23 protein-coding genes are annotated in these 21,786 nt (G+C 59.5%); 12 read left to right on the plus strand and 11 right to left on the minus strand.

Going from position 1 to position 21,786, the window contains the following annotated elements; genetic code table 11:
* The first annotated feature begins 172 nt into the window (after nucleotides 1-172).
* The 3 genes from ACR0E2_RS08245 to ACR0E2_RS08255 all read left to right on the plus strand — a co-directional run bounded on the left by ACR0E2_RS08245 (nucleotide 173) and on the right by ACR0E2_RS08255 (nucleotide 4,746).
* Nucleotides 173-1,864: an adenylate/guanylate cyclase domain-containing protein gene (locus tag ACR0E2_RS08245; protein ID WP_480446055.1), complete on the plus strand. Its 1,692-nt coding sequence runs from the start codon at nucleotides 173-175 to the stop codon at nucleotides 1,862-1,864.
* A gap of 196 nt (nucleotides 1,865-2,060) precedes the next feature.
* The gene (locus ACR0E2_RS08250; RefSeq protein WP_152458982.1) at nucleotides 2,061-3,782 is read left to right on the plus strand and encodes a bifunctional sulfate adenylyltransferase/adenylylsulfate kinase; all 1,722 of its coding nucleotides are present in this window, start codon (nucleotides 2,061-2,063) and stop codon (nucleotides 3,780-3,782) included.
* A 127-nt stretch (nucleotides 3,783-3,909) separates the two neighbouring features.
* Complete coding sequence (locus ACR0E2_RS08255; protein WP_480446056.1) at nucleotides 3,910-4,746, plus strand: hypothetical protein; 837 nt, start codon at nucleotides 3,910-3,912, stop codon at nucleotides 4,744-4,746.
* A 51-nt stretch (nucleotides 4,747-4,797) separates the two neighbouring features.
* On the opposite strand, the gene ACR0E2_RS08260 is transcribed toward ACR0E2_RS08255, so the two are convergent.
* From ACR0E2_RS08260 to ACR0E2_RS08270, 3 genes are all read right to left on the minus strand, one after another.
* Nucleotides 4,798-5,688, minus strand: coding sequence for a PhzF family phenazine biosynthesis protein (locus tag ACR0E2_RS08260; protein ID WP_171228995.1), 891 nt, complete (start codon nucleotides 5,686-5,688; stop codon nucleotides 4,798-4,800).
* Nucleotides 5,689-5,772: 84 nt separating this feature from the next.
* Complete coding sequence (locus ACR0E2_RS08265; RefSeq protein WP_171168916.1) at nucleotides 5,773-5,997, minus strand: DUF1150 family protein; 225 nt, start codon at nucleotides 5,995-5,997, stop codon at nucleotides 5,773-5,775.
* A gap of 5 nt (nucleotides 5,998-6,002) precedes the next feature.
* Nucleotides 6,003-6,416 (minus strand): Hsp20 family protein, encoded by a 414-nt coding sequence (locus ACR0E2_RS08270; RefSeq protein ID WP_058275530.1) that lies wholly within the window; start codon nucleotides 6,414-6,416, stop codon nucleotides 6,003-6,005.
* A gap of 163 nt (nucleotides 6,417-6,579) precedes the next feature.
* Between ACR0E2_RS08270 and ACR0E2_RS08275 the strand changes: the two genes are divergently transcribed.
* From ACR0E2_RS08275 to ACR0E2_RS08290, 4 genes are all read left to right on the plus strand, one after another.
* Nucleotides 6,580-6,804: a YdcH family protein gene (locus ACR0E2_RS08275; protein WP_152458986.1), complete on the plus strand. Its 225-nt coding sequence runs from the start codon at nucleotides 6,580-6,582 to the stop codon at nucleotides 6,802-6,804.
* 76 nt (nucleotides 6,805-6,880) lie between these two features.
* Nucleotides 6,881-7,366 (plus strand): 5-(carboxyamino)imidazole ribonucleotide mutase, encoded by a 486-nt coding sequence (gene purE / locus ACR0E2_RS08280; RefSeq protein WP_152458987.1) that lies wholly within the window; start codon nucleotides 6,881-6,883, stop codon nucleotides 7,364-7,366.
* A complete protein-coding gene (locus ACR0E2_RS08285; protein WP_480446057.1) occupies nucleotides 7,363-8,118 on the plus strand; it encodes an NAD(P)-binding domain-containing protein in 756 nt (251 codons plus the stop codon). Before purE ends, ACR0E2_RS08285 begins: the two co-directional genes overlap by 4 nt.
* A gap of 2 nt (nucleotides 8,119-8,120) precedes the next feature.
* Nucleotides 8,121-9,188 carry a 5-(carboxyamino)imidazole ribonucleotide synthase gene (locus ACR0E2_RS08290; protein WP_480446058.1) on the plus strand — a complete coding sequence of 356 codons (1,068 nt, stop codon included), beginning with the start codon at nucleotides 8,121-8,123 and terminating at the stop codon, nucleotides 9,186-9,188.
* Between the two features lie 67 nt (nucleotides 9,189-9,255).
* On the opposite strand, the gene ACR0E2_RS08295 is transcribed toward ACR0E2_RS08290, so the two are convergent.
* From ACR0E2_RS08295 to ACR0E2_RS08320, 6 genes are all read right to left on the minus strand, one after another.
* Nucleotides 9,256-10,407: an alpha-D-ribose 1-methylphosphonate 5-triphosphate diphosphatase gene (locus ACR0E2_RS08295; protein WP_480446059.1), complete on the minus strand. Its 1,152-nt coding sequence runs from the start codon at nucleotides 10,405-10,407 to the stop codon at nucleotides 9,256-9,258.
* A complete protein-coding gene (locus tag ACR0E2_RS08300; RefSeq protein WP_480446060.1) occupies nucleotides 10,404-11,177 on the minus strand; it encodes an alpha/beta fold hydrolase in 774 nt (257 codons plus the stop codon). Before ACR0E2_RS08300 ends, ACR0E2_RS08295 begins: the two co-directional genes overlap by 4 nt.
* Before the next feature lie 38 nt (nucleotides 11,178-11,215).
* Nucleotides 11,216-12,058 (minus strand): DMT family transporter, encoded by an 843-nt coding sequence (locus ACR0E2_RS08305; RefSeq protein WP_480446061.1) that lies wholly within the window; start codon nucleotides 12,056-12,058, stop codon nucleotides 11,216-11,218.
* A gap of 243 nt (nucleotides 12,059-12,301) precedes the next feature.
* The gene (gene groL, locus ACR0E2_RS08310; RefSeq protein WP_152458993.1) at nucleotides 12,302-13,945 is read right to left on the minus strand and encodes a chaperonin GroEL; all 1,644 of its coding nucleotides are present in this window, start codon (nucleotides 13,943-13,945) and stop codon (nucleotides 12,302-12,304) included.
* A 53-nt stretch (nucleotides 13,946-13,998) separates the two neighbouring features.
* Nucleotides 13,999-14,286 carry a co-chaperone GroES gene (gene groES / locus ACR0E2_RS08315; protein ID WP_152458994.1) on the minus strand — a complete coding sequence of 96 codons (288 nt, stop codon included), beginning with the start codon at nucleotides 14,284-14,286 and terminating at the stop codon, nucleotides 13,999-14,001.
* A gap of 153 nt (nucleotides 14,287-14,439) precedes the next feature.
* Complete coding sequence (locus tag ACR0E2_RS08320) at nucleotides 14,440-15,114, minus strand: DUF2161 domain-containing phosphodiesterase (RefSeq protein ID WP_171118784.1); 675 nt, start codon at nucleotides 15,112-15,114, stop codon at nucleotides 14,440-14,442.
* Nucleotides 15,115-15,224: 110 nt separating this feature from the next.
* Between ACR0E2_RS08320 and ACR0E2_RS08325 the strand changes: the two genes are divergently transcribed.
* From ACR0E2_RS08325 to ACR0E2_RS08345, 5 genes are all read left to right on the plus strand, one after another.
* A complete protein-coding gene (locus ACR0E2_RS08325; protein ID WP_480446062.1) occupies nucleotides 15,225-16,205 on the plus strand; it encodes a TraB/GumN family protein in 981 nt (326 codons plus the stop codon).
* A 110-nt stretch (nucleotides 16,206-16,315) separates the two neighbouring features.
* Entirely contained in the window at nucleotides 16,316-17,236 is a 921-nt protein-coding gene (locus ACR0E2_RS08330; protein WP_171229002.1) for a manganese-dependent inorganic pyrophosphatase, read from the plus strand.
* Between the two features lie 132 nt (nucleotides 17,237-17,368).
* On the plus strand, nucleotides 17,369-18,445 hold the full coding sequence (locus tag ACR0E2_RS08335; protein WP_480446063.1) for a DUF389 domain-containing protein: 1,077 nt from the start codon (nucleotides 17,369-17,371) through the stop codon (nucleotides 18,443-18,445).
* A 102-nt stretch (nucleotides 18,446-18,547) separates the two neighbouring features.
* Entirely contained in the window at nucleotides 18,548-19,423 is an 876-nt protein-coding gene (locus ACR0E2_RS08340; protein WP_152458999.1) for a TIGR01459 family HAD-type hydrolase, read from the plus strand.
* A gap of 101 nt (nucleotides 19,424-19,524) precedes the next feature.
* Entirely contained in the window at nucleotides 19,525-19,968 is a 444-nt protein-coding gene (locus tag ACR0E2_RS08345) for a MaoC family dehydratase (protein WP_117872517.1), read from the plus strand.
* 75 nt (nucleotides 19,969-20,043) lie between these two features.
* Here the strand turns inward: ACR0E2_RS08345 and ACR0E2_RS08350 are convergent, their stop codons facing one another.
* Both ACR0E2_RS08350 and ACR0E2_RS08355 read right to left on the minus strand, forming a co-directional pair.
* Nucleotides 20,044-21,033 carry a methylenetetrahydrofolate reductase gene (locus ACR0E2_RS08350; protein WP_480446064.1) on the minus strand — a complete coding sequence of 330 codons (990 nt, stop codon included), beginning with the start codon at nucleotides 21,031-21,033 and terminating at the stop codon, nucleotides 20,044-20,046.
* Nucleotides 21,030-21,611 carry a methylenetetrahydrofolate reductase C-terminal domain-containing protein gene (locus tag ACR0E2_RS08355; RefSeq protein WP_480446065.1) on the minus strand — a complete coding sequence of 194 codons (582 nt, stop codon included), beginning with the start codon at nucleotides 21,609-21,611 and terminating at the stop codon, nucleotides 21,030-21,032. The genes ACR0E2_RS08350 and ACR0E2_RS08355 overlap by 4 nt, the downstream gene beginning before the upstream one ends.
* Nucleotides 21,612-21,786 lie beyond the last annotated feature (175 nt).

A 21,786-nucleotide genomic window follows, 5' to 3' on the forward strand; every position in this document is an offset into this window, starting at 1 on the left:
TCCGAAGATCGCCAGCCTTTTCGCGGCAGCCCCCCGGGGTTGCAGGGGGCGCCGCAGGGCACAGGTTGCGGCGCGATCCCTGATCAACGGCCGATGCCGACCGCCAATCCCTTGACCCCCAGCCGGCGGCGTATCAGGATTGCCGAGGGAAAAGCGAAAAACAGGTGAACATTTGAACAACGCTCTTTGGCGCGGCGGGTGGTCAACCCGACTCAGGATCGTCAGTGGTCTTGTGTTGTTTGTGTTCGCGTTCTTTCACTTCATAAATATTGGCCTGGGCCTGTTTCACACGGATTACCTGCACGGGATGCAGGATGGTCGAAAGGCCGTCACACGCCACGATGTCATGAGCGTGCTTTTTTACGCTGCCCTGTTCACGCATGCAGGTCTGGCCCTGACATCGATCGCGCAACGCAGAACCCTGCGCATGCCCTTCAGCACGGCATTGCAGGTCGTTCTGGGCTTGTTGATTCCGCTGCAACTGATCTCGCACATCGTGCAGACGCGGGTCGCGCACGAGATCTATGACGTCAATGACGAGATGGGATATATCATCATTCTGATGTGGCCCAGTATCGCCGTATGGATGCAAAGCGCCTTGCTGCTGATCGTTTGGATACACGGCTGCATCGGCTTGCATATGTGGTTGCGGCTGACCCGGTGGTGGCCGCGGGTCGAACCCTATCTGATCGGCGTTGCAGTTTTCGTTCCGTTTTTCGCGCTGGCCGGATTGCTGACCGAAGGGCGTCGCATCTGGGCAGACTTTGCTGATGAATTCCTGCGCGAGCAATATATCGAGCATTACAACTGGCCATCACCCGAAGCCTTCCAGACCCTGTTCAGTGTAAAAGACTATGGCCTTTTGATCTTCTGGCTGGCTCTGGGGGTGACGGGTCTGGTTTACATCGGGCGCAAACTGTGGCGGCGCAGGCATTCAGTGCGCGTGAATTACGCCAAAGGGCCCGAGGTGGTCGCGGAAAAAGGCATGACCTTGCTTGAGATTTCGCAGGTGAACGGCGTGCCGCACGCCGCCCTGTGCGGTGGAAAGGGGCGCTGCACCACATGCCGGGTCATCGTCGAGGATGGCAGCGACGCCCTGCCGCCGCCCGGCGACGTCGAAGCACGCAGCCTTGCCGCTGTGGGCGCCTCGCCGCAGACGCGATTGGCCTGCCAGATACGCCCTACGGAACCCACCACCGTTTTTCGGGTTTTCAGGCCAGATGGCGGGCGCATACGCGGACATGCCAGCCAGGGTCAGGAACGTCAGTTGGCTGTGCTGTTTCTGGACATGCGCAGCTTTACCGCGCGCACGACCGGTCAATTGCCTTATGACATCGTGTTCCTGTTGAACCGGTTTTTCGACGCCGTCGTGCCTGCCATCACCAAGGAAGGCGGTGTCGTGGACAAATATATGGGAGACGGGCTGCTTGCCGTTTTTGAAAAGCCGAATGCGGCGGCGTCCGCCCGTGCCGGGTTGAAAGCCGCCATCGACATCAGTCACGCCCTTGATGAATTCAACGCACAGCTCGAGGCCGAAGGCAGCCCCGGCATTCGCATCGGGATGGGTCTGCATCTTGGGGATCTGGTGGTGGGTGAGATCGGAGCTGCGGGCCATGCGTCGAAAACCATAATCGGCGACGCCGTCAATGTCGCCAGCCGTCTGGAAAGCGAAACCAAGGCGCTGAAGGTCGAACTGCTGGTCTCGGAAGAGTTGCTGAAGGCCGCAGGTGTCGTCGTGCCCCAGAACGGCATCAGATTGTTCCAGCTGCGCGGCGTGTCTGAACCGATTCCCGCCCTGCCCGTCACCCGTGCGTCCACACTTGAGCAGAACGCCACAAAACAGGAACAGAAATTCTCTGCATGAACCAATAACCTCTGATCGCAAGGATCAGATCATCGATTTGACCCGTGAATTAGAAATTCCTTCCAATTCAAAAATATTCGGCGCATATCCTCCTTTGTTACATTCACGCCTGTGGACTTCGCCTGTCAGTCGGTGCAAACGCCTCGAAACCGCCTGATATCCACTGGCAAATCAACACTGCGACAAGAGAATTCCAATGACGATGTTAAGCAATCTGGCCCCGATCCCCGAACTGTATGTGTCATACGATTCGGCGCAGAAGCTGAAGGTGGAAGCGGCCGACCTGACCAGCTGGGATCTGAGCCCGCGTCAGATCTGCGACCTGGAACTGCTGATGAATGGCGGGTTCAACCCGCTCAAGGGATTTCTGAGCGAAGCGGATTACGACAATGTGGTCGAGAATATGCGCCTGGCCGATGGAACGCTTTGGCCAATGCCCATCACATTGGATGTCAGCGAAGACTTCGCGGATCAGATCGAACTTGGGCAGGATATCGCTCTGCGTGATCAGGAAGGCGTGATCTTGGGCACCATGACCGTGACCGACCGCTGGACTCCGGACAAGTCGCGCGAGGCCGAGAAGGTCTTTGGCGCCGATGACGATGCCCACCCGGCAGTGAACTATCTGCACAACGTGGCCGGCAAGGTCTATCTGGGCGGACCGGTGGTCGGAATCCAACAACCGGTGCATTACGATTTTCGTGGGCGCCGCGACACCCCGAATGAATTGCGCGCCTATTTCCGCAAGCTGGGCTGGCGCCGCATCGTGGCCTTCCAGACCCGCAACCCGCTGCACCGCGCGCATCAGGAGCTGACCTTCCGCGCCGCCAAAGAGGCACAGGCCAACCTGCTGATCCACCCGGTCGTGGGCATGACCAAACCGGGCGACGTCGATCATTTTACCCGCGTGCGCTGTTACGAGGCAGTGCTGGACAAGTACCCCGCCTCGACCACCTCTATGAGCCTGCTGAACCTGGCCATGCGCATGGCTGGCCCGCGCGAGGCCGTCTGGCACGGCCTGATCCGCGCCAACCACGGCTGCACCCACTTCATCGTCGGCCGCGACCACGCGGGCCCCGGCAAGAACAGCAAAGGTGAGGATTTCTACGGCCCCTATGACGCGCAGGATCTGTTCCGACAGTTCCAGGACGAAATCGGCGTTGAAATGGTGGACTTCAAGCACATGGTCTATGTGCAGGAACGCGCCCAGTACGAACCGAATGACGAGATTCTCGACAAGGACAACGTCACGATCCTGAACATCTCGGGCACCGAACTGCGCCGCCGCCTGCGTGAAGGGCTGGAAATCCCCGAGTGGTTCTCGTTCCCCGAGGTGGTCGAGGAACTGCGCCGCCGCTTCCCGCCGCGCTCCAAGCAGGGTTTCACCGTCTTCTTCACTGGCTTTTCGGGCTCGGGCAAGTCGACCATCGCAAACGCGCTGATGGTCAAGCTGATGGAGATGGGCGACCGCCCGGTGACGCTACTGGATGGCGACATCGTTCGCAAGAATCTCAGCTCGGAACTGGGCTTCTCGAAGGAACACCGCGACCTGAACATCCGTCGCATCGGATATGTGGCGTCCGAGATCACCAAGAACGGCGGCATCGCCATCTGCGCCCCGATTGCGCCCTATGCCACCACACGCCGTGCCGTGCGGGAAGAGATCGAACAGTTCGGAGCCTTCTGCGAGGTGCATGTGGCCACCAGCATCGAGGAATGCGAACGCCGCGATCGCAAGGGTCTGTACAAGCTTGCGCGCGAGGGCAAGATCAAGGAGTTCACGGGCATCTCGGACCCTTACGATGTTCCGGAAAACCCCGAGCTGCGCGTCGAAACCGAAAATGTCGAGGTCGACAACTGCGCCCATCAGGTGCTGCTGAAACTGGAAAGCATGGGCCTGATCGCAGCAAACGGATAACGGTCTCATCAGACTTTGTTTGGCGGCCTCCGGTCATTCCGGGGGCCGTTCCTTTTTTTGGTCTTCGATTGACAATTGCCGCTGGTCCTGATGGTTTTCAGGACCTCAAGGCGGGTGTGAAACTGAGATGACGAACAGGTCTCCGACCATTGCCAGTTTCTGGTTTGGATCCGATCTGAGTTGGTTGGAGCAACTCTGCCTTCAGTCCTTTCTGGATCATGGCCACCGCTTCGTCCTGTATGTCGCGCACGAGGTAAAAGGCATTCCGGCAGGCGTCGAAACCTGCCCTGCCAGAGACGTTTTCTGGCCCCCGCCTTTTGTGGTCAAGGCCGAAGACAGACAGGGCGTTGCCGTCTTCTCGGATATTTTCCGGCTGCACCTGATGCGGCAAGGCGAGATGATCTGGGTCGATCTGGATGCCTATTGCGTACGGGCGTTTGAATTTTCGACGGATTTCGTGTTCGGTCGCTCCAGGCGGGGTGACTTCCTAACTGGTGTGCTGCGCCTGCCCACAAGATCGGCGACCCTGGAACAGATGCTGAAATTTGTCATGTCGTCTAACCCGTCCCAACCCTGGCGTGGACGCAGATTGCAGCGCCACAATCGGGAACGAACCGCCAGAGGGGAACGCTGGGGCATCGAAGCCCTGCCCTGGGCCAGTTCGGGGCCCAAAGCCTTTGGCCATTTCCTGCGCCAGACGGCAGAAGACCACCATGCCATGGCTGCCGAAACCTTTTATCCGCTGGCCCAGGAGGAATTGTGGAAGCTCCATGATCCGCGCATCGCGACGAACGAAATCGAAACCGAAGCCGTGCATTCGGTACACATCTACGGCCATCAGAAGAAACTGATGGCCAACCGGATGGCCGGGCTGCCGGTTTCAGGGTCATATCTGGACAGGTTGTGTAAACGACACGGGATCGAACCAAGTACGGCCCCGATTCTGCGGTTGGCCTGGATGTAGCCCGTGGCATCCGGCCAGGGTTTCGCGGGTCAGCCCTTGGTCGGCTCCCGCCTAGTTTATCGGCATTTCCGGAAGGTCGACCTGCCCGCGCATAAGGATATGCCCCTGACCAGAAACCTTGATGCCCGTCATCGCATCAGACGGGCCGACACGCGTGACGATGGCTTTCCCGGGGCGGCCCATATCGTGACCCTGCTGGGCGATGAAGCTTTCCTTTTGCATCAAGCCATGTTTCCACAAATAGGCGGCCATCGCACCGGTGGCAGACCCGGTAAACGGATCTTCGGGCGGGCTGGGCGGTGCTAAGAGAAGGCGTGAAAACGTATCCCCCTCATCGGTTGCCCCTTGCAGCGTGACAAGAAACGGCTCGGCCATGTCCGAGCCGGAATACCCCGCAGTTTCAGCCACTTTGCGCAACGGGCCTTCAACCAGTTGAGCGGCCCGCAAGGCCGCATGATCCCGCAGAACGGTGATGCAGAACGGTAAGCCGGTTGAAACCATTTGAGGCGGAGAAATGATGGCCTCCGGTGGCAGGCTGACCGCTTCCGCCACCAGTTCCGCTGGGACGCGCGTACCGAATTGCGGTGCGACCTGAGTCATTTCGATCTGATCCCCCTGCAAACGGATCGACACCAGGCCGGCACCGGTTTCCAGCGTCAGACGATCGCGCGAGATCATTCCGCGGGATCGCATCGCCGCGACGGTGGCGATAGTCGGATGCCCCGCAAAGGGAATTTCGCGGCTGGCCAGAAAGTAGCGGACGCGGATGTCGGCCACGTCGGACGGCCCGGTAAAGGTGCATTCGACCAGAGAGGTTTCGCGCACATAGGCCATGCAGACCTCTTGCGTCAGGCGCGCACCTTCATGGACGACGGCACATCCGTTGCCACCAAAGGCGCGATCACTGAAGGCGTCCACCCAGTCAAAGTCAAACCAGCCCATAATGCCACTCCTGCTTTAGCATTTGTGGCACGATCACTGCATAGGCAGAAAATGTCACGTCTTTTCAGCAGAGTTTCAGGCCGCCTAGTGAACGGCCACCGGAGACAGGTCATGTTCGCGCGCCAGCACGAAGGCCAGCTTGCGGTCGGCGACCAGCGCCAGTTGCTGCCCGTCGGAATCGTGGACGGCGTAAAGCTGATCCAGATCGCCGGCCTGTTCACGAACTTCCCGAGGCAATTCAGATACTTCAACCGTTTTGACATAGACAATACGGTTGCCTTGGGCGTTGATTTCAATCGGTGTATTCATTGCTCTTACCCCTTCCGTATGTTGATCGTCTGAACCACAGTTTCCGGCACGGCGCGGGTCAGATCCACATGCAGCAGACCGTTTTCCATGATCGCCTCGCCCACTTCGACGCCATCGGCCAGCACGAACATGCGCTGGAACTGACGCGCCGCAATGCCGCGATGCAGGAAGATGCGCCCCTCGCTGTCGTCGCGCTGACGGCCCCGGATCACCAACTGGCGATCCTCGATCGTGATTGACAGATCCTCTTCGGCAAACCCGGCCACCGCAAGAGTGATGCGATAGGAAAAATCCGAGGTCTGTTCGATGTTATAGGGCGGGTATCCCTCATTTCCGGCCTTTGCAGACCGTTCCAGAAGGCGTTCCAACTGCTCGAACCCCAAAAGATGCGGGTATGAGCCAAGAGTAAGTTTCGACACGTATTTTCGTCCTTCTTTGTAAAAGCGACGTGGTGTGCGGCCCCGTTCTGGCAACCGCCTGCAATAGAATATGGGAAGAAACCAGGATGTCCACAAGGTCTGGCGCGATAACGTCTGACACACTATCTTGTTGGCCAAGCACCACAACCAACTCGAGTCGCCAATGAACGCGCCTACCGATCTTTCGATGAAAACAGATGAAGTATTGCGTGTTGAGCTTGAGGTCTTCCGCCGACAGCACCGCGATCTGGATGAGGCGATTCAGGCATTGCATGACAAGGGAACGGCCGATCAACTGACCTTGCGGCGCCTGAAAAAAGAGAAACTGCGCCTGAAAGACATCATCCGCCTGATCGAAGACCGCCTGACGCCCGATATCATCGCCTGAACGCCCTGTACCGCATTGCCAGCCAACCGGATTTGGCTATAGTGCGCGCTCTTTCTGAGCGCGGGGACGTATGCGGATGAGCGATGTGAAAGTGGGGATCATCATGGGCAGCCAGTCGGACTGGCCCACGATGAAGGAAGCCGCGGATATTCTGGACGAACTGGGCGTCGCCTACGAAGCGCGCATCGTATCCGCCCACCGCACGCCGGACCGGCTGTGGGATTATGGCAAGACCGCCGTTTCGCGTGGGTTGCAGGTGATCATTGCAGGTGCAGGTGGGGCTGCGCATCTTCCGGGCATGATGGCGTCGAAAACGCGGGTGCCTGTGATTGGCGTCCCGGTGCAGACCCGAGCCTTGTCGGGCGTGGATTCGCTGTATTCCATCGTGCAGATGCCCAAAGGGTTTCCGGTGGCGACCATGGCGATCGGGTCCGCCGGCGGGGCCAATGCCGGCCTGATGGCGGCGGGCATTCTTGCATTGCAGGATGATGCTTTGGCCGAAAGGCTGGACAGCTGGCGTGACGCGTTGTCAGCCTCGATCCCCCAGGAACCGCAGGGATGAACCGGATCGGCTTTATCGGAACCGGCCATATCGCCGCGCCGATTGCGCGGCTGATGGCCGCCAAGGGGCACCAGATCAGCGTGACCGAGCGCAACGCCAAGGTTTCAGCCGCATTGAAGGCGGAACTGGGCGTAACCGTAGCTGCGCCTCAGGCCGTGATTGACACCTCGGACATCGTGTTCCTGTGCCTGCGCCCGCATATCGCGGCCGACGTTCTGGACCCGCTGACATTCCGCGCCGATCAGCAGATCGTGTCGGTCATGGCGGCGGTTTCGGCCGAGCATCTGGCCGCGCTTTGCGCCCCGGCGTCGGATTTCGTGCAGACCATCCCGCTGGGCTTTCTGGAAACCGGCGGCTGCCCGATGGCGGCTTTTGGCAATGATCGCCTGCTGGCGGATCTGTTTGAACCGGAAAACCCCGTGGTCAAGGTTGCGGATGAAGCCGCGCTGAACGCGCATTTCGCCATTTGTGCCATGGTTCCCGGCATTCTGGACCTGATGGCCACCGGTGCCGAATGGCTGGGTGACGCAACCGGTGATGCGGACGGGGCCGAGTTCTATACAACGCAGTTGATGGCGGGTTTTCTGGCCTCGATGGAAAAAGGCGCCGCCGGACGATTGGCGCAGGAGCGTGACGCCCTGGCGACCGAGGGCACGCTGAGCCTGCAAATGACGGACGCCCTGAAAGACGGGGGCGCGCACGAGGCGCTGCGGTCCGCGCTTGGGGCAATTGGCAAACGTTTGGAGAGTTGAAGATGGCGGAAATGCTCGCCCAAGGTGCAGTGATCGGGATTCTGGGGGGCGGTCAGCTGGGCCGGATGCTGTCCGTGGCAGCCGCCAGGCTGGGTTTTGTCAGCCATATCTATGAGCCGGGTGCGAACCCACCGGCGGGGCAGGTTGCGGATCGCGTCACCACTGCTGCTTATGACGATGCAGATGCGCTGAAAGCCTTTGCCGATGCGGTCGATGTCATCACCTATGAGTTCGAGAACATCCCGACCGAAGCGCTGGACATTCTGGAAGCGCACCGCCCGATCCGCCCCGGGCGCGAGGCCTTGCGGGTCAGCCAGGACAGGTTGACCGAGAAGACATTTCTGCAAGAGCTGGGCCTGAAGACGGCCCCGTTTGCGGATATCGCCGACCTGAACAGCCTGAATGCGGCGATCGAACAGATCGGGACACCCGCCATCCTGAAAACCCGCCGCTTCGGCTATGACGGCAAGGGGCAGGCCCGGCTGCGCAAGCCCGAGGATGCCGAGGCCGCTCTGGCCGATATGGCCGGGGCACCAGCCATTCTGGAAGGGTTCGTGGATTTCTCGCACGAGGTGTCGATCATCGCGGCCCGTGGTCTGGACGGTCAGGTCGCCTGTTTCGATCCGGGTGAGAATGAGCACCACGATGGCATCCTGCGCACCACCACCATCCCCGCCCGCCTGTCCCCGGCCCAGCGCACAGATGCAATCCTGCTGGCGGCGAACATCCTGAACGCTCTCGAATATGTTGGCGTGATGGGTGTTGAGCTGTTCGTGACGCCCGGCGGCCTGATCGTGAATGAAATCGCTCCGCGGGTTCACAATTCGGGGCACTGGACGCAGAACGGCTGTGCCGTGGATCAGTTCGAACAGCATATCCGTGCGGTGGCGGGCTGGCCTTTGGGGGACGGGCAACGCCACTCCGACGTCGTGATGGAGAACCTGATCGGCGACGACATGGACCGTGTACCTGAGCTGGCCCGCGAGCGGGATGTGGCGCTGCATCTCTATGGCAAGGCCGAGGTAAAGGCCGGGCGCAAGATGGGGCATTTCAACCGCATCAAACGTTGAGGCTGTCGCGCCTGCGCGCGACGCCTTCGGCGAGAGAATTTGGGAAAAGATAAAGGTTTTTCGGGGCCTAACCCAGAAACCGGGCGGCGATGTCGCCTGACATGTAACTGACGCGCCCACCGGCCAAGGTGGCTGCAACGCGATGGGTGTCCGCATCCAGGATGACCAGATCCGCGCGTTTTCCCGGCGCGAGCGTGCCCCTGTCCTGCATGTCCAGCACCCGCGCGGGGCCGGACGAGACCAGCGCCCAGGCACCGGCCAGATCCAGCAGACCGGTTTTGGCCAGCATCAACGCTGCGCGGCGCGGGCTGGGATAGTGATAATCCGAGGCCAACGCATCACAGAGCCCCATGGCGATCAGTTCGACGGCGCTTGCGTTCCCCTTGTGTGATCCGCCCCGCACAACGTTGGGAGAGCCGAGGATAACGTGATCCCCGGCGGAACGCGCGGCTTCGGCGGCTTCAAGCTTTTCGGGGAATTCGGCAATGCGCACGCCCCGGTCGTGCCACCATGCCCTAGTCTCGGCGGTCGCGTCATCATGGCTGCCCAAACGCACCCCCATTGAGACAAGTTCGGCGCTGAGTGCTTCGACGGCAGCGGGAACCTCGTTCCTACGGGCATGCATATGGAGCAGCATCTCAAAATGCGCATCCGGATTGCGTCCGGCCTTCAACGCCTGCCCGGTCAGGCGCGGCGGCTTTTTGCCCTGCGCCAAACGATCATGCGGCAGGTGATCATTGAACACCACATAGGGCACCTGCCATTCGGCGATGCGATGGGCCAGACCCTCGTAATCCCCTAGCATGTTAGTCTCGAACCGCAATTGCGGGATCAGATCCGTGACGGTGCTGTTCTTGACCGCAGCGATGGCCTGAAACACCTGCGCGGCAAACTCGGGGCCACGCACGCCACCTTCCCAGCTGTAGAACTGGGCCAGAACGGCGGTGGTGATGCCATTGGCGGCCAGTTCGGCTTCGGCTGCCAGAATGCCTTCGCTCATTTGCTTCATTGCGCCCCGGCGCGGGGCGATGTGGCGTTCGAACCCGTCCCCGTGCAGGTCGACGATACCGGGCAGGACAAGATAACCGGTCAGGTCAACCTTGCGCCCGGTCCGATCTTGCTGAATGACGCCCTCCGCCATCGAGAGATCGCAGCGCGACAGACCATCCCCCGGCAACAGGACCTCTGCGCCGGTCAAAGTCAGATCCAGAGAGGTCATCGTGTGGGCTCCGAGTCAGGTTCCGAGCAATCCTGCCCGATGCAGATCTCATCGATTATCTCCATCACCCCGTCCAGCCAGGTGATCTGTCGATCGAAGCGGCCGAATTCGATGAAATGCAGCGCCTGTGCCATAACGCGTGGGTTGTTCATCATGAAGGTGTGGGTCACCGGCAAAACAAGATGATCCTTCATCCCTTCGACCTTGGTGGTTTCAACCGAAACCTTGCCGTCATCCGGCCCGTCGATCAGCGATGAAAACAGCGGGTTGAGCGAATTCTCACCCGCGATCACCCCCAGTTCAAAATCCACCCGCGGCAGGCGGCGCGGAATGCCTTCGGGACCTGTGCCCAATTGCAGGCCCGCCGGGCCGTTCAGATACCCGAACACTTCCCATGCGCTCAGCTCATCGACCAACTGGCTGCCCTGATTGGGCGGGCCGAGCATGACGACACGACCCAGGTTTTCGGGCCGATGGTCCTTGAGCCAATAGCGCAACAGGATACCGCCCATGGAATGCGCAACGACATTGGCTTTGTCATCGCCACATGCCGCAAGCGCGTCCGGTATGGTTTGCCTTGCCAGTTCCGGAATACCGATTTCGGTCGATGGATACCCGTGGCGCACAACGGTATAGTCATGCGCCTTGAACAGCTGCTCCATCACGGTGAACGAGGCCTCGGTGCGCGCGAGACCATGCAGAAGGATCACGCATTTCGCACTGGCTGCGGCGGGAACGAGGCAGAAGAGCAAGGCAATCAAAAGTTTCATAACCGCCAGATAAAGCCTATCAGCCTTTGATAAAAGCCCTAGCCCCGGTGACGTCGCAGCACGGCCAGCGCAATACCGCCCAAAACAAGCGTGGCCCCGATGATCAGCCGTGCTCCGGCAATCTCGCCCAGAAAGGCGACACCGCCGAGAATTGCGATCACCGGCACGCTGAGTTGAACGACAGCCGCCACGGACGGGGCCAGTTGAGGCAAAACACGGTACCACAAAGCATAACCAAGCCCGGATGTTACCGCGCCGGACAGGACGGCCAGCAGATATCCCGCCCCGCTCATCTGCCAGGCGCTGCCGCCGGCAAGCATCGCCAGGGCGGTCAACGGCAATGCGACAATGAAATTTGCGGCCGTTCCCTCCAGCGGGTTTGTTTCTGATCGACCCGCTATCGAGTAGAGGGCCCAACCAATACCGGCGGCGGCCATCAGAGCCGCGCCAGCCAAGTCGACCTGAACGGCGCCAGTCGGCCACAGCACATAGGCAAGACCAGCAAGCGCAACCCCTGCCCCCGCCACCTGCCGGGCGGTCGGAGTCGCGCCCGTCAATGCGCCCACAGAAAACATCGTAATTTGCACCACGCCGAACAGAATCAATGCACCCAAGCCTGCATCCAGCGTCAGGTAGGCGATTGAAAATCCGATCATGTAGAGCGTCAACGACCCCGCGCCAATGATCCGCCTTCGATTGCGCAGCGGAAGGCGCCCTCCGCGTGCCAGCACAAGAGCGGCCAGGACCACGGCCCCCGCCAAAACCCGAACGATGGCAAATCCGGTCGGATCGCTGGCTCCGCTGTCGATGGCCAGCCGGTTCAGAATGGAGTTCGCCGCAAAGGCACACATGGTCAGGGCGGTGAGCAAAAACAATCTCATGCCATCCGCATAGCCGTTCGGGCGGGATTTGCACACTCACTTTCGCGAAGGTTGTGGGAACAGACATCCGGCGCGGACAAAGCAGCGTCTAAACACGCCTTGAAAACAGAACTGTCAACACAAAACGGGGCCGCCCGAAGGCGACCCCGTTCTCAAGCTCCAAGGCTCCCCCCTCGGCAGCTTGGCGATACCGCCAAGCGCCTGTCGGGTCGCCAGAATTCGCCAGAGGCGAATTCGGCGTGCTTACATCATGCCGCCCATGCCGCCCATGTCGGGCATGCCGCCGGCAGGTGCCGCGCCTTCCTTGGCCGGCTTGTCGGCAACCATTGCTTCGGTGGTGACCAGCAGGCCAGCAACCGATGCAGCGTCTTCCAGAGCAGTCCGAACCACTTTGGCCGGGTCAATCACACCGAACGAGAACATGTCGCCATATTCTTCGGTCTGCGCGTTGAAGCCGAACGCTGCGTCCGACGATTCACGGACCTTACCGGCTACAACCGCGCCGTCGACACCCGCGTTCTCGGCGATCTGGCGCAGCGGCGCTTCGATTGCCTTGCGAACGATGTTGATACCTGCGTCCTGATCGGCGTTTGCACCTTTCAGAGCTTCCAGTGCTTTACCGGCCTGGACCAGAGCAACACCACCGCCCACAACAACGCCTTCCTGAACGGCAGCGCGTGTTGCGTTCAGAGCATCGTCCACACGGTCCTTACGCTCTTTCACTTCGACTTCGGTCATGCCGCCGACGCGGATAACGGCAACACCGCCTGCCAGTTTGGCAACGCGCTCTTGCAGCTTCTCGCGGTCGTAGTCGCTGGTGGTTTCTTCGATCTGGGTGCGGATCTGAGCAACACGTGCTTCGATCTCGGCTTTCTCGCCAGCACCATCGACGATGGTGGTTTCGTCTTTGGTGATTTCGATTTTCTTGGCGGTGCCCAGCATGTCCATGGTGACGGACTCGAGCTTCATGCCCAGATCTTCGCTGATAACCTGACCGCCAGTCAGGATTGCGATGTCCTGCAACATGGCCTTACGGCGATCGCCGAAGCCAGGTGCTTTGACAGCAGCAATTTTCAGGCCGCCGCGCAGTTTGTTGACAACCAGAGTTGCCAGCGCTTCGCCTTCAACGTCTTCCGCGATGATCAGCAGCGGCTTTTGCGACTGGATCACTTGTTCCAGCAGCGGAACCATCGGCTGCAGCGACGAGAGTTTCTTCTCGTGCAGCAGGATCATGCAGTCGTCGAGTTCTGCAATCATCTTGTCTGCGTTGGTGACGAAGTAAGGCGACAGGTAGCCGCGGTCGAACTGCATACCTTCGACAACGTCGGTCTCGGTTTCCAGACCTTTGTTTTCTTCGACGGTGATGACGCCTTCGTTGCCAACCTTCTGCATCGCGTCTGCGATCTGCTGACCGATTTCGGCTTCGCCGTTGGCCGAGATGGTGCCAACCTGGGCAACTTCTGCCGAGTCTTTGACTTCGCGCGAGGCTTCTTTGATGCCTTCAACAACCTTGGCGGTTGCCAGGTCGATACCGCGCTTCAGGTCCATCGGGTTCAGGCCAGCTGCAACCTGCTTCAGGCCTTCTTTTACGATCGCCTGTGCCAGAACGGTTGCGGTGGTGGTGCCGTCGCCGGCTTCGTCATTGGTGCGGCTGGCGACTTCTTTCACCATCTGCGCGCCCATGTTTTCGAACTTGTCTTCCAGTTCGATTTCCTTGGCAACCGAAACACCGTCCTTGGTGATGCGCGGCGCGCCGAAAGATTTGTCCAGAACCACGTTGCGGCCTTTGGGGCCCAGGGTCACTTTAACCGCGTCGGCCAGGATGTTCACACCCTTCAGCATACGATTGCGGGCATCGGTGTCGAATTTGACGTCCTTTGCAGCCATGTCGTTTCTCCTTGAGAAATAAGTTTGAAATGAAGATCAGAGAAAGCGCGCGCTTACTCGATGATCCCCATGATGTCGCTTTCTTTCATCATCAGCAGCTCTTCGCCGTTGACGTTGACTTCGGTGCCTGACCATTTGCCGAACAGGATCTTGTCCCCAGCTTTGACAGCCATTGCGATCAGTTCGCCGCTGTCCTTGCGCGCACCTTCGCCGGTTGCGACGACTTCGCCTTCGCTCGGCTTTTCTTTTGCGCTGTCAGGGATGATCAGGCCGCCTGCGGTTTTCTCTTCGCTCTCTACGCGGCGAACCAGCACACGGTCATGAAGCGGTTTCAATGCCATCTTTGTAGCTCCTTGGGCTCAAAGTTTATCTATCCTCCCCCCGCCTTCCGACGAGGCGTTAGCACTCGGGGTGTGTGAGTGATAACGACGCATAGCTAGGGAGTCTAAAAGTCCGAGTCAACAATTTGTGAGAGATTTTTTTTGCAAAATGGATCAGTCAGCTTGTTCCCAGCTATAGGCCCAATGCTTCAACCCTTCTGCGCCCTCTGACGTAAGCCCATAGATGCCTTTTTCAACCTTCTCGAACCACCCGTAGTGGTTTTCCCGCATAAGCCGGGTGGCGACCGGGACCGCGACCGATCTGGCGACATCAGCCCCCTTGGACGGGCCATTCTCGGCCAGATAGGCCGCACATTTCAGCGCATCCTGCCGATACGCCGTCACGATACCATGGCGCGTCGCGCCCCCAGCGTTCGGGTCGCCTTGCAGCCGGTCGAATTCGCGCAGCAACCGTGCGGCCCTGGCTTTGTTTTTACGGGGCGCGTAGGGGCCGGGGTCGCACTGAACCTCGACCGTGCCATCAGCCCGCACGGTGATCAGGCCCAGGCCAAGCCTACGACAGAGTGCCAGATTATCCTTGAGCGCCCGCCGGGCCGTTCGGCCCGTGGGTTTGCAGACGGCAACATAGACCAGATCGGTGAGTTTCAGCCGGGTGATCGCCTGATGAAACAGGGACAGCGTGAACCGCAGTTTCAGTTCGACGATCACCGGCGCATCCCCATCGCGCACCGCAACGATGTCGGCTGCGCCGACTTCGCCCTTGACGGTGTACCCCTGACGCTCCAGCAGCGCCTTGACCGGGGGATAGAGATCCTGCTCGCGGTTCATGTGGCCATGCTACGCAGATTGTCGGGGAATACCAGACGGGCGGCTTGAACATCGGCAGGTGGCGTGGCTAAGTCTGGGTTCAACTTCTTGACACCATTCAGGCTGGCCCCATGCGTTTGCTCACTTTTCTTGCGTTCCTTCTGTTTCCGATCTCGGCTCAGGCCGCATGCGAGGGGGTGGATCTGCGGCCACAACTGCCCGAGGAAACCCGGACCAAATTGCAAAGTGCAGTGGCCCAGATCGCTTATCCTGAAGGCAATCACTGGATTGCACGCAAGGGCGACACGGTTTTGCACATCATCGGCACTTTGCACAGTTACGATCCGCGCATGGAAGACGTGATTGACCGCCTTTCGCCCGAACTCAGCAAAGCGGACGCCTTTTTTTTCGAAGTCACTCAGCGCGACATGGACGCTTTCGAAAAGACCATGGCCAACGACCTGAGTGCGGTAATGATTACCTCGGGCCCTACGTTGATCGATCTGATGGCGGAAGACGAATGGGATGCGCTGTCCGCAGCCCTGGCCCAGCGCGGCATCCCCGGCTGGATGGCTGCGAAGATGCGTCCGTGGTTCCTGACCATGATGCTGAGCATTCCGCCCTGCATGATCGAGGACCCGAATTCAACTTACGGAATGGACGCCCGCTTGAACGATCTGGCCGTTGAAAAAGGTATTCCGCAGCACTCGCTGGAACGAATCGAAGACCTGATGGCCATGTTCGACAGTTATCCGCTCGAGAAACAGGTCGAGTCGCTTGTGCGCCTGTCCGGGGCGATGCAGGGCAATGCAGACCAGTTGGCCACCATGGCCAACGCGTATCTGGAAGAAAAGCACGCCGAGATCATACAGCTTGCCCGCCTACAGGGGCTTGAGCAGTCGGGCTTGAGCCCCGAAGCCTTTGATGCGGAATGGCAAAATTTCGAGCAGCAGTTGCTGGTGCAGCGAAATGCCAACTGGATGGCGCAGATTCTGGACATCAGGGATCAGACAGTTGTAATTGCGGTCGGCGCGGGACACCTGAGCGATGATTACGGCCTGCTGAACCAACTGGAAGAAGCCGGATACGTTCTGACACGCGCCGAATTCTGAACGGACCCAGCGGTTTTCAGACCAAGCGTCGCAGACAGTGCTCAGCGGCGTGACAACGGCTTTTAGCCGCCCTATAAGGCGCGCAAATTTCCATTCCGCAGGACACTGACATGACGACGCTAGTATTTGGCCACAAATCCCCCGACACAGATTCCACAGGTTCGCCGATCCTGTGGTCGTGGTACCTGAACGAGGTCAAGGGTGAGCAGACCGAACCCGTGCTGCTGGGTGAACCCAACACCGAAGCAACATTCATGCTGGAAAACTGGGACCTGCCCAAGCCGCGGATCCTTGAGGACCTGCCTGCGGAAACTCCGGTGGTTATCGTCGACACCAACAACCCCGCCGAACTGCCGGCCAACATCAACGACGCGGACATCCGCGCCATCATCGACCATCACAAGCTGGTCGGTGGCCTGGAAACCAAAGGCCCGATCGACATCACCGTGCGCCCCCTGGCCTGCACCGCCACCATCATGGTTGATCTGATGGGCGAAGATGCGGCCAAGATGCCCGACGCCATCAAGGGCGCCGCGCTTACCTGCATTCTGTCGGATACTCTGGAGTTCCGCTCTCCCACCACCACGGCGCATGACCGCGAGGTTGCAGAACGTCTGGCGGCCGAGCTCGAGCTGGACATTTCGGCATATGCGGCAGACATGTTCGCGGCGAAATCGGATGTCTCGTCCTTCTCGGACGCCGAGTTGATCCGCATGGACAGCAAAGAATACGAGGTCGACGGCACCAAATTCCGGGTCTCGGTTCTGGAAACCACCGCCCCCGGCGTCGTTCTGGACCGCAAGGCCAGCCTGGCGGACTCGATGGTGGACGTTGCCAAGGAAGACGGCGTCGATCAGGTGCTGCTGTTCGTGGTTGATATCCTGAACGAAGAGGCCACGCTGCTGGTCCCCAATGATCTGGTCAAAACCGTGGCCGAGAAAAGCTTTGGCGCAACCGTGGACGGCGACGCCGTCGTTCTGCCCGGTATCATGAGCCGCAAAAAGCAGATCATTCCGAACCTGAAGGTCTGATCCTCAAACGACCCAAATCTGAAGGCGTCCAATTCGGGCGCCTTTTTTCTTTGCTGACAGCCATTTGCGGACGCGTTGTCGGTTGTTAGTCTGACCGGGGGTCAAAAGCCCATCCCAGGTCAGGTAAATGCAATGGTCGTACGAAAACTGAGCACCACCCGCAGCATTCTTCTTTTTGAAGGTGCCGACAAGGCGGCGTATTGGCGACGCTTTGCAATGCTGCTGACGCTGTCGGTCGTGATTGCCACCATGGGGTTGCTGCGCAACTCCGGCGCTGTCGTGATCGCGGCCATGCTTGTGGCGCCGCTGATGACCCCGATCCTCGGGGTGGCCGCCGCGATGGTCATGGGATGGCTGAAACGCGCGGTGACGCTGGCGTTTACGGTGTGCCTGGCTGCCATTGTCTGCGTGATGATGGCATGGTTTCTGGTCTATGTCGCCGATGTTCCCCGTGGCATTTTGATCCCCGACCAGGTCCTGGCGCGCACCGATCCCGGCACCGAAGACCTGATCGTCGCGCTCGCTGCCGGTGTGGCCGGGGCCTATGTCCAGATCAACAAATCCGAATTGAGCCTTCTACCCGGCGCGGCCATCGGCGTTTCGCTTGTTCCCCCGCTGTCGGCTTCGGGCATTCTGTTGTATTTTGACGAACCCGCCGAAGCCTATGAGGCAGGGCTGCTTTTCGCAACGAACCTTGGCGCGATCATTCTGTCAGCCTGCGCGGTTTATCTTGTCTATGCCGCGCGGTCCGTGGTTTTCAGCAAGGGAAAGCGCAAGCTGAACTTTACCGCCAGCGTCTTTGTCGCGATCGCGTTTCTGGTCGTCGTCGTCCTGCAACTTGGGAAGTCCACCTACAACCGTTATCTGGAGACGCGCACCGAGGCGCAACTGGCCGATGCCATTCGCGCATGGGCCGATCCGGTTTCCGTGGAAATCATCCGCATCGACGTCAACGCTCAGCGCAAGCGGGCCGAGGTTTGGCTGATCGTCGATCTGCCCGCCGAAGCGCAGTTCAAGGTTTCTTCCATTGCCGGTTTGCTGCCACCCAAGCTGCGTGAGACCCCTCTGGTCGGGGTGCTGGAAGAGGAGCTTGGACCCGGATACCTAGCCATTATCCGGTATCAGCCGCGTATCGGGGCCCAGATCATCCTGGGAACGGAAAACGTTCAGCAGGCCCCGGACGTCACGGAAATTACCGAAGACGAGTAGCAGTTTCACCCGTTCCTTCGCGCAAACGGGAATGCGGGATGGTGTTCGGGCCCAAGCTTTGCCATAGCTGTCGCCAGCGCGATATCAGACCCAGAGGCCCCCATGACCCAGATCGTTTCCTCGCTTTCCGAGATCTCGGACCGTTACAAAGCATTGTTCGTCGACCTTTGGGGCTGTGTTCACAACGGCATCACGGCCTACCCCGAGGCCGTCGAAGCGCTGAAGGCCTATCGCGCCAAGGGTGGACTGGTGGTCTTGGTCACGAACTCTCCCAAACCCCGCGCCGGGGTGGCAGAGCAACTCGTGCAATTCAACGTCCCCGCCGACGCGTATGACACCATCGCCACCAGCGGGGATTCCGCGCGATCTGCGATGTTCCGGGGTGCTGTGGGGCACAAGGTTTATTTCATGGGCGAGTGGCAGCGCGATGCGGGCTTTTTCGAACCGCTGAAACTGCTGGATCACCCCATCCATATCGAGCGTGTGCCGCTGAAGGAAGCCGAGGGTATTGTCTGCTGCGGCCCGTTCGACCCGATGGCCGACCCGGATGTGAACCGGCCGGATTTCCTGTACGCCAAGCAGATGGGCATGAAACTGCTTTGTGCGAACCCTGACATTGTCGTGGACCGCGGCGAGGTGCGCGAATGGTGTGCCGGTGCTTTGGCCAGGCTGTACACCGAAATGGGCGGCGAGAGCCTGTATTTCGGCAAACCGCATCCCCCGATCTATGATCTGGCCCGTCGCAGGTTGCAGGAACTGGGGTACGATATCCCCGACAGTGACATTCTGGTGATCGGCGACGGCCCCCACACGGACATTCTGGGCGGCATGGGAGAGGGCATTGATTCTCTGTTCATCTCGGGCGGATTGGCCGCGGCAGAAACAAAAACGTCGCATCATCCGCATCACGAATCCCTAACCGCCTATATTGAAAGGGAAAAGATCAATCCAACCTACACGATCGGGCGCTTGAGGTAGCAAGAAAAGACTTGATTTTCTGCAACTGCGAAGTAATAAAGTTGCCAACCTTGGCCAAATGATGGTTTTTTCTTTCACGGCCGATTTCGAGTGAGGGCAACATGTTGGACAATCTTCCGCGCGGAACGATCTGTATCGAAGACATCGAAATGGGCATGTCCCGCCACCTGCGCAAAGTGGTGACGGATGAAGATATCGAAATGTTCGCGCAGGTCTCGACCGACCGGAATCCGGTGCATCTGGACGACGACTATGCCCGCGATACGATCTTCGAAGGCCGTATTGCCCACGGAATGCTGACGGCGGGTCTGATCTCGGCCGTGATTGGTGAACAACTGCCGGGTCACGGTACCGTTTACATGGGTCAGTCACTGAAGTTCCTGGCGCCTGTGCGTCCGGGTGACATGGTCTATGCCGAGGTGAAAGTGATCGACATCGATTTTGCCAAGCGCCGCGTCAAGCTAGACTGCCATTGTTCGGTCGAGGGCAAGAAGGTCCTGATCGGCGAAGCCATGGTGCTTGCCCCGTCGCGCAAGTTCGACTGACTGGCAAACACAGTTTTGCAAAAGGCGCCGGACCGGCGCCTTTTTTGTTTGGGCACTCAACTGCACACAAGGTCGTCAGGAAGAACGAGTTCGTTTTCGCCCTTTCAGCGCACCTGATTCCAGAATGATTTCCGACACCACGTGTTCACGCCTGTAGGCCATCACATGAACCCCGGAAACACCGACGATGTCCCTAATCTGCTGGATCAGTTCAATACAGATCTTCTTGCCCTCTTCCGCGGGCTTTTCGGCCTTTTCCATCCGCTCGATGACATGATCCGGGATGTGAATTCCGGGCACATTGCTGCGCATCCAGCGTGCCGCGCGTGCCGAAGCGATGGGCCCCACACCGGCGATGATGAATACTTTTTTGTCCAGACCGGCATCCCGAACACGATCCATGAACCTTTCAAAGAGCGGAATGTCGTAGATATAGTTGGTCTGAATAAACTCGGCGCCCGCCTCGACCTTCTTTGCAAGACGTTCCGGGCGCCAGTCATAGGGCGGTATACAGGGGTTTTCCGCCGCACCCAAAAACAGTTGAGGGGGGCGCGTGATCTTGCGGCCGGAAAGAAACTTTCCTTGATCGCGCATCGTTCGGATCGTCCGCAGCAAGGTCAGGGAATCGAAGTCGAACACCGGTTTTGCCCCCGGTTGATCCCCAACTCCGACACCGTCGCCCGTCAGGCACAGCACGTTGCTGACGCCCAGCGCCGCAGCCCCCAGAACATCCCCCTGAATGGCGATCCGGTTCCGGTCTCGGCAGGAAATCTGATAGACCGGAGAATACCCCGCGCGGGTCAACAACGCACAGATCCCTATCGAAGACATGTGGCAGTTGGCACCAGACGCATCGGTTGCATTGATCGCATCCGCCACTTCACCCAGCGGCTGCGCCGCCTGAAAAACATCCTCGGGGTCAGCGCTGTCTGGCGGGTTCAGTTCAGCGGTCACCGCAAAGCGGCCCGAACGCAGAACTCTTTCCAATCGACTGTGCGAAACATAGCCTTCGGGAACAGGCACATAGCCGATCGGCTCGACCTCGCTGCGATAGGCATCATTCATTTCTTCAGCTCCCGGTTCACCGCGTTGGGGGGTTCAGCAGCCAGAGGTGCCGCAGAGGGTTCGTTTTCGCGCGCCTCCGGGAACGCCTGCGCAAGCGTTTCGCGGGCAGCGTCCCGGGCCTCGCGTTCCTGTGCAGCGATCTCGCGGCTGACCCGCAGCCAGGATGATGACCCTTTCAACGTGTGTTCCACGGGCGGAAGAACCTCTTTTATCTTGTCGCCCCCGTGTTGCATGCGGCTGGCCCCGTCCCAGGCCAAAGCCCAGACGCATTTCATATCGGGCTTCACCTCGCAGAACTCACCGGGACGTACGCCGCCGCATGGGCCGTTGCGCAGTTGCTTGGGGCAGTTCATCGGGCAAGACATACCCGTCGAAGACAAAACGCATTGTCCGCACATCTTGCAATCAAACAAAAGACTTTTGACGCCTTTTTCGACCAGCGCTATGGGGCGTTCAACGCGGTTGTAGCCGATCTTAGCAAAGACCGGATCCATCGCGACCATGCCCAGTTCGACACATTTGTAAATCCACTCGAACGCACGGGCGTTGCGAATCGCGAACAGTCGCAATCGATACATGGTCTGCCTCCTATGCTGGGTTCATTTGAACCTGGCCGGGCCATCGTCCGCCCCCCAGCGTGGTCCGAGGGCCGGAAACCCAGTCTACACCCAGTATTTTTTTTGGATCAAGCAGTTGGCCGAATGTCGCACAGCATTCCGGGATGCCCCGTGTGCAATCAAGTCTGACGAATGG

The sequence above is a fragment of the Ruegeria sp. A4 genome (assembly GCF_056543025.1).

Coding starts and splice junctions, on each gene's coding strand:
- ACR0E2_RS08250 (WP_152458982.1), top strand. CDS start 2,061: ATGACGATGTTAAGCAATCTGGCCCCGATCCCCGAACTGTATGTGTCA.
- ACR0E2_RS08255 (WP_480446056.1), top strand. CDS start 3,910: ATGACGAACAGGTCTCCGACCATTGCCAGTTTCTGGTTTGGATCCGAT.
- ACR0E2_RS08260 (WP_171228995.1), bottom strand. CDS start 5,688: ATGGGCTGGTTTGACTTTGACTGGGTGGACGCCTTCAGTGATCGCGCC.
- ACR0E2_RS08265 (WP_171168916.1), bottom strand. CDS start 5,997: ATGAATACACCGATTGAAATCAACGCCCAAGGCAACCGTATTGTCTAT.
- ACR0E2_RS08275 (WP_152458986.1), top strand. CDS start 6,580: ATGAACGCGCCTACCGATCTTTCGATGAAAACAGATGAAGTATTGCGT.
- purE (WP_152458987.1), top strand. CDS start 6,881: ATGAGCGATGTGAAAGTGGGGATCATCATGGGCAGCCAGTCGGACTGG.
- ACR0E2_RS08285 (WP_480446057.1), top strand. CDS start 7,363: ATGAACCGGATCGGCTTTATCGGAACCGGCCATATCGCCGCGCCGATT.
- ACR0E2_RS08290 (WP_480446058.1), top strand. CDS start 8,121: ATGGCGGAAATGCTCGCCCAAGGTGCAGTGATCGGGATTCTGGGGGGC.
- ACR0E2_RS08295 (WP_480446059.1), bottom strand. CDS start 10,407: ATGACCTCTCTGGATCTGACTTTGACCGGCGCAGAGGTCCTGTTGCCG.
- ACR0E2_RS08300 (WP_480446060.1), bottom strand. CDS start 11,177: ATGAAACTTTTGATTGCCTTGCTCTTCTGCCTCGTTCCCGCCGCAGCC.
- ACR0E2_RS08305 (WP_480446061.1), bottom strand. CDS start 12,058: ATGAGATTGTTTTTGCTCACCGCCCTGACCATGTGTGCCTTTGCGGCG.
- groL (WP_152458993.1), bottom strand. CDS start 13,945: ATGGCTGCAAAGGACGTCAAATTCGACACCGATGCCCGCAATCGTATG.
- groES (WP_152458994.1), bottom strand. CDS start 14,286: ATGGCATTGAAACCGCTTCATGACCGTGTGCTGGTTCGCCGCGTAGAG.
- ACR0E2_RS08320 (WP_171118784.1), bottom strand. CDS start 15,114: ATGAACCGCGAGCAGGATCTCTATCCCCCGGTCAAGGCGCTGCTGGAG.
- ACR0E2_RS08325 (WP_480446062.1), top strand. CDS start 15,225: ATGCGTTTGCTCACTTTTCTTGCGTTCCTTCTGTTTCCGATCTCGGCT.
- ACR0E2_RS08330 (WP_171229002.1), top strand. CDS start 16,316: ATGACGACGCTAGTATTTGGCCACAAATCCCCCGACACAGATTCCACA.
- ACR0E2_RS08335 (WP_480446063.1), top strand. CDS start 17,369: ATGGTCGTACGAAAACTGAGCACCACCCGCAGCATTCTTCTTTTTGAA.
- ACR0E2_RS08340 (WP_152458999.1), top strand. CDS start 18,548: ATGACCCAGATCGTTTCCTCGCTTTCCGAGATCTCGGACCGTTACAAA.
- ACR0E2_RS08345 (WP_117872517.1), top strand. CDS start 19,525: ATGTTGGACAATCTTCCGCGCGGAACGATCTGTATCGAAGACATCGAA.
- ACR0E2_RS08350 (WP_480446064.1), bottom strand. CDS start 21,033: ATGAATGATGCCTATCGCAGCGAGGTCGAGCCGATCGGCTATGTGCCT.
- ACR0E2_RS08355 (WP_480446065.1), bottom strand. CDS start 21,611: ATGTATCGATTGCGACTGTTCGCGATTCGCAACGCCCGTGCGTTCGAG.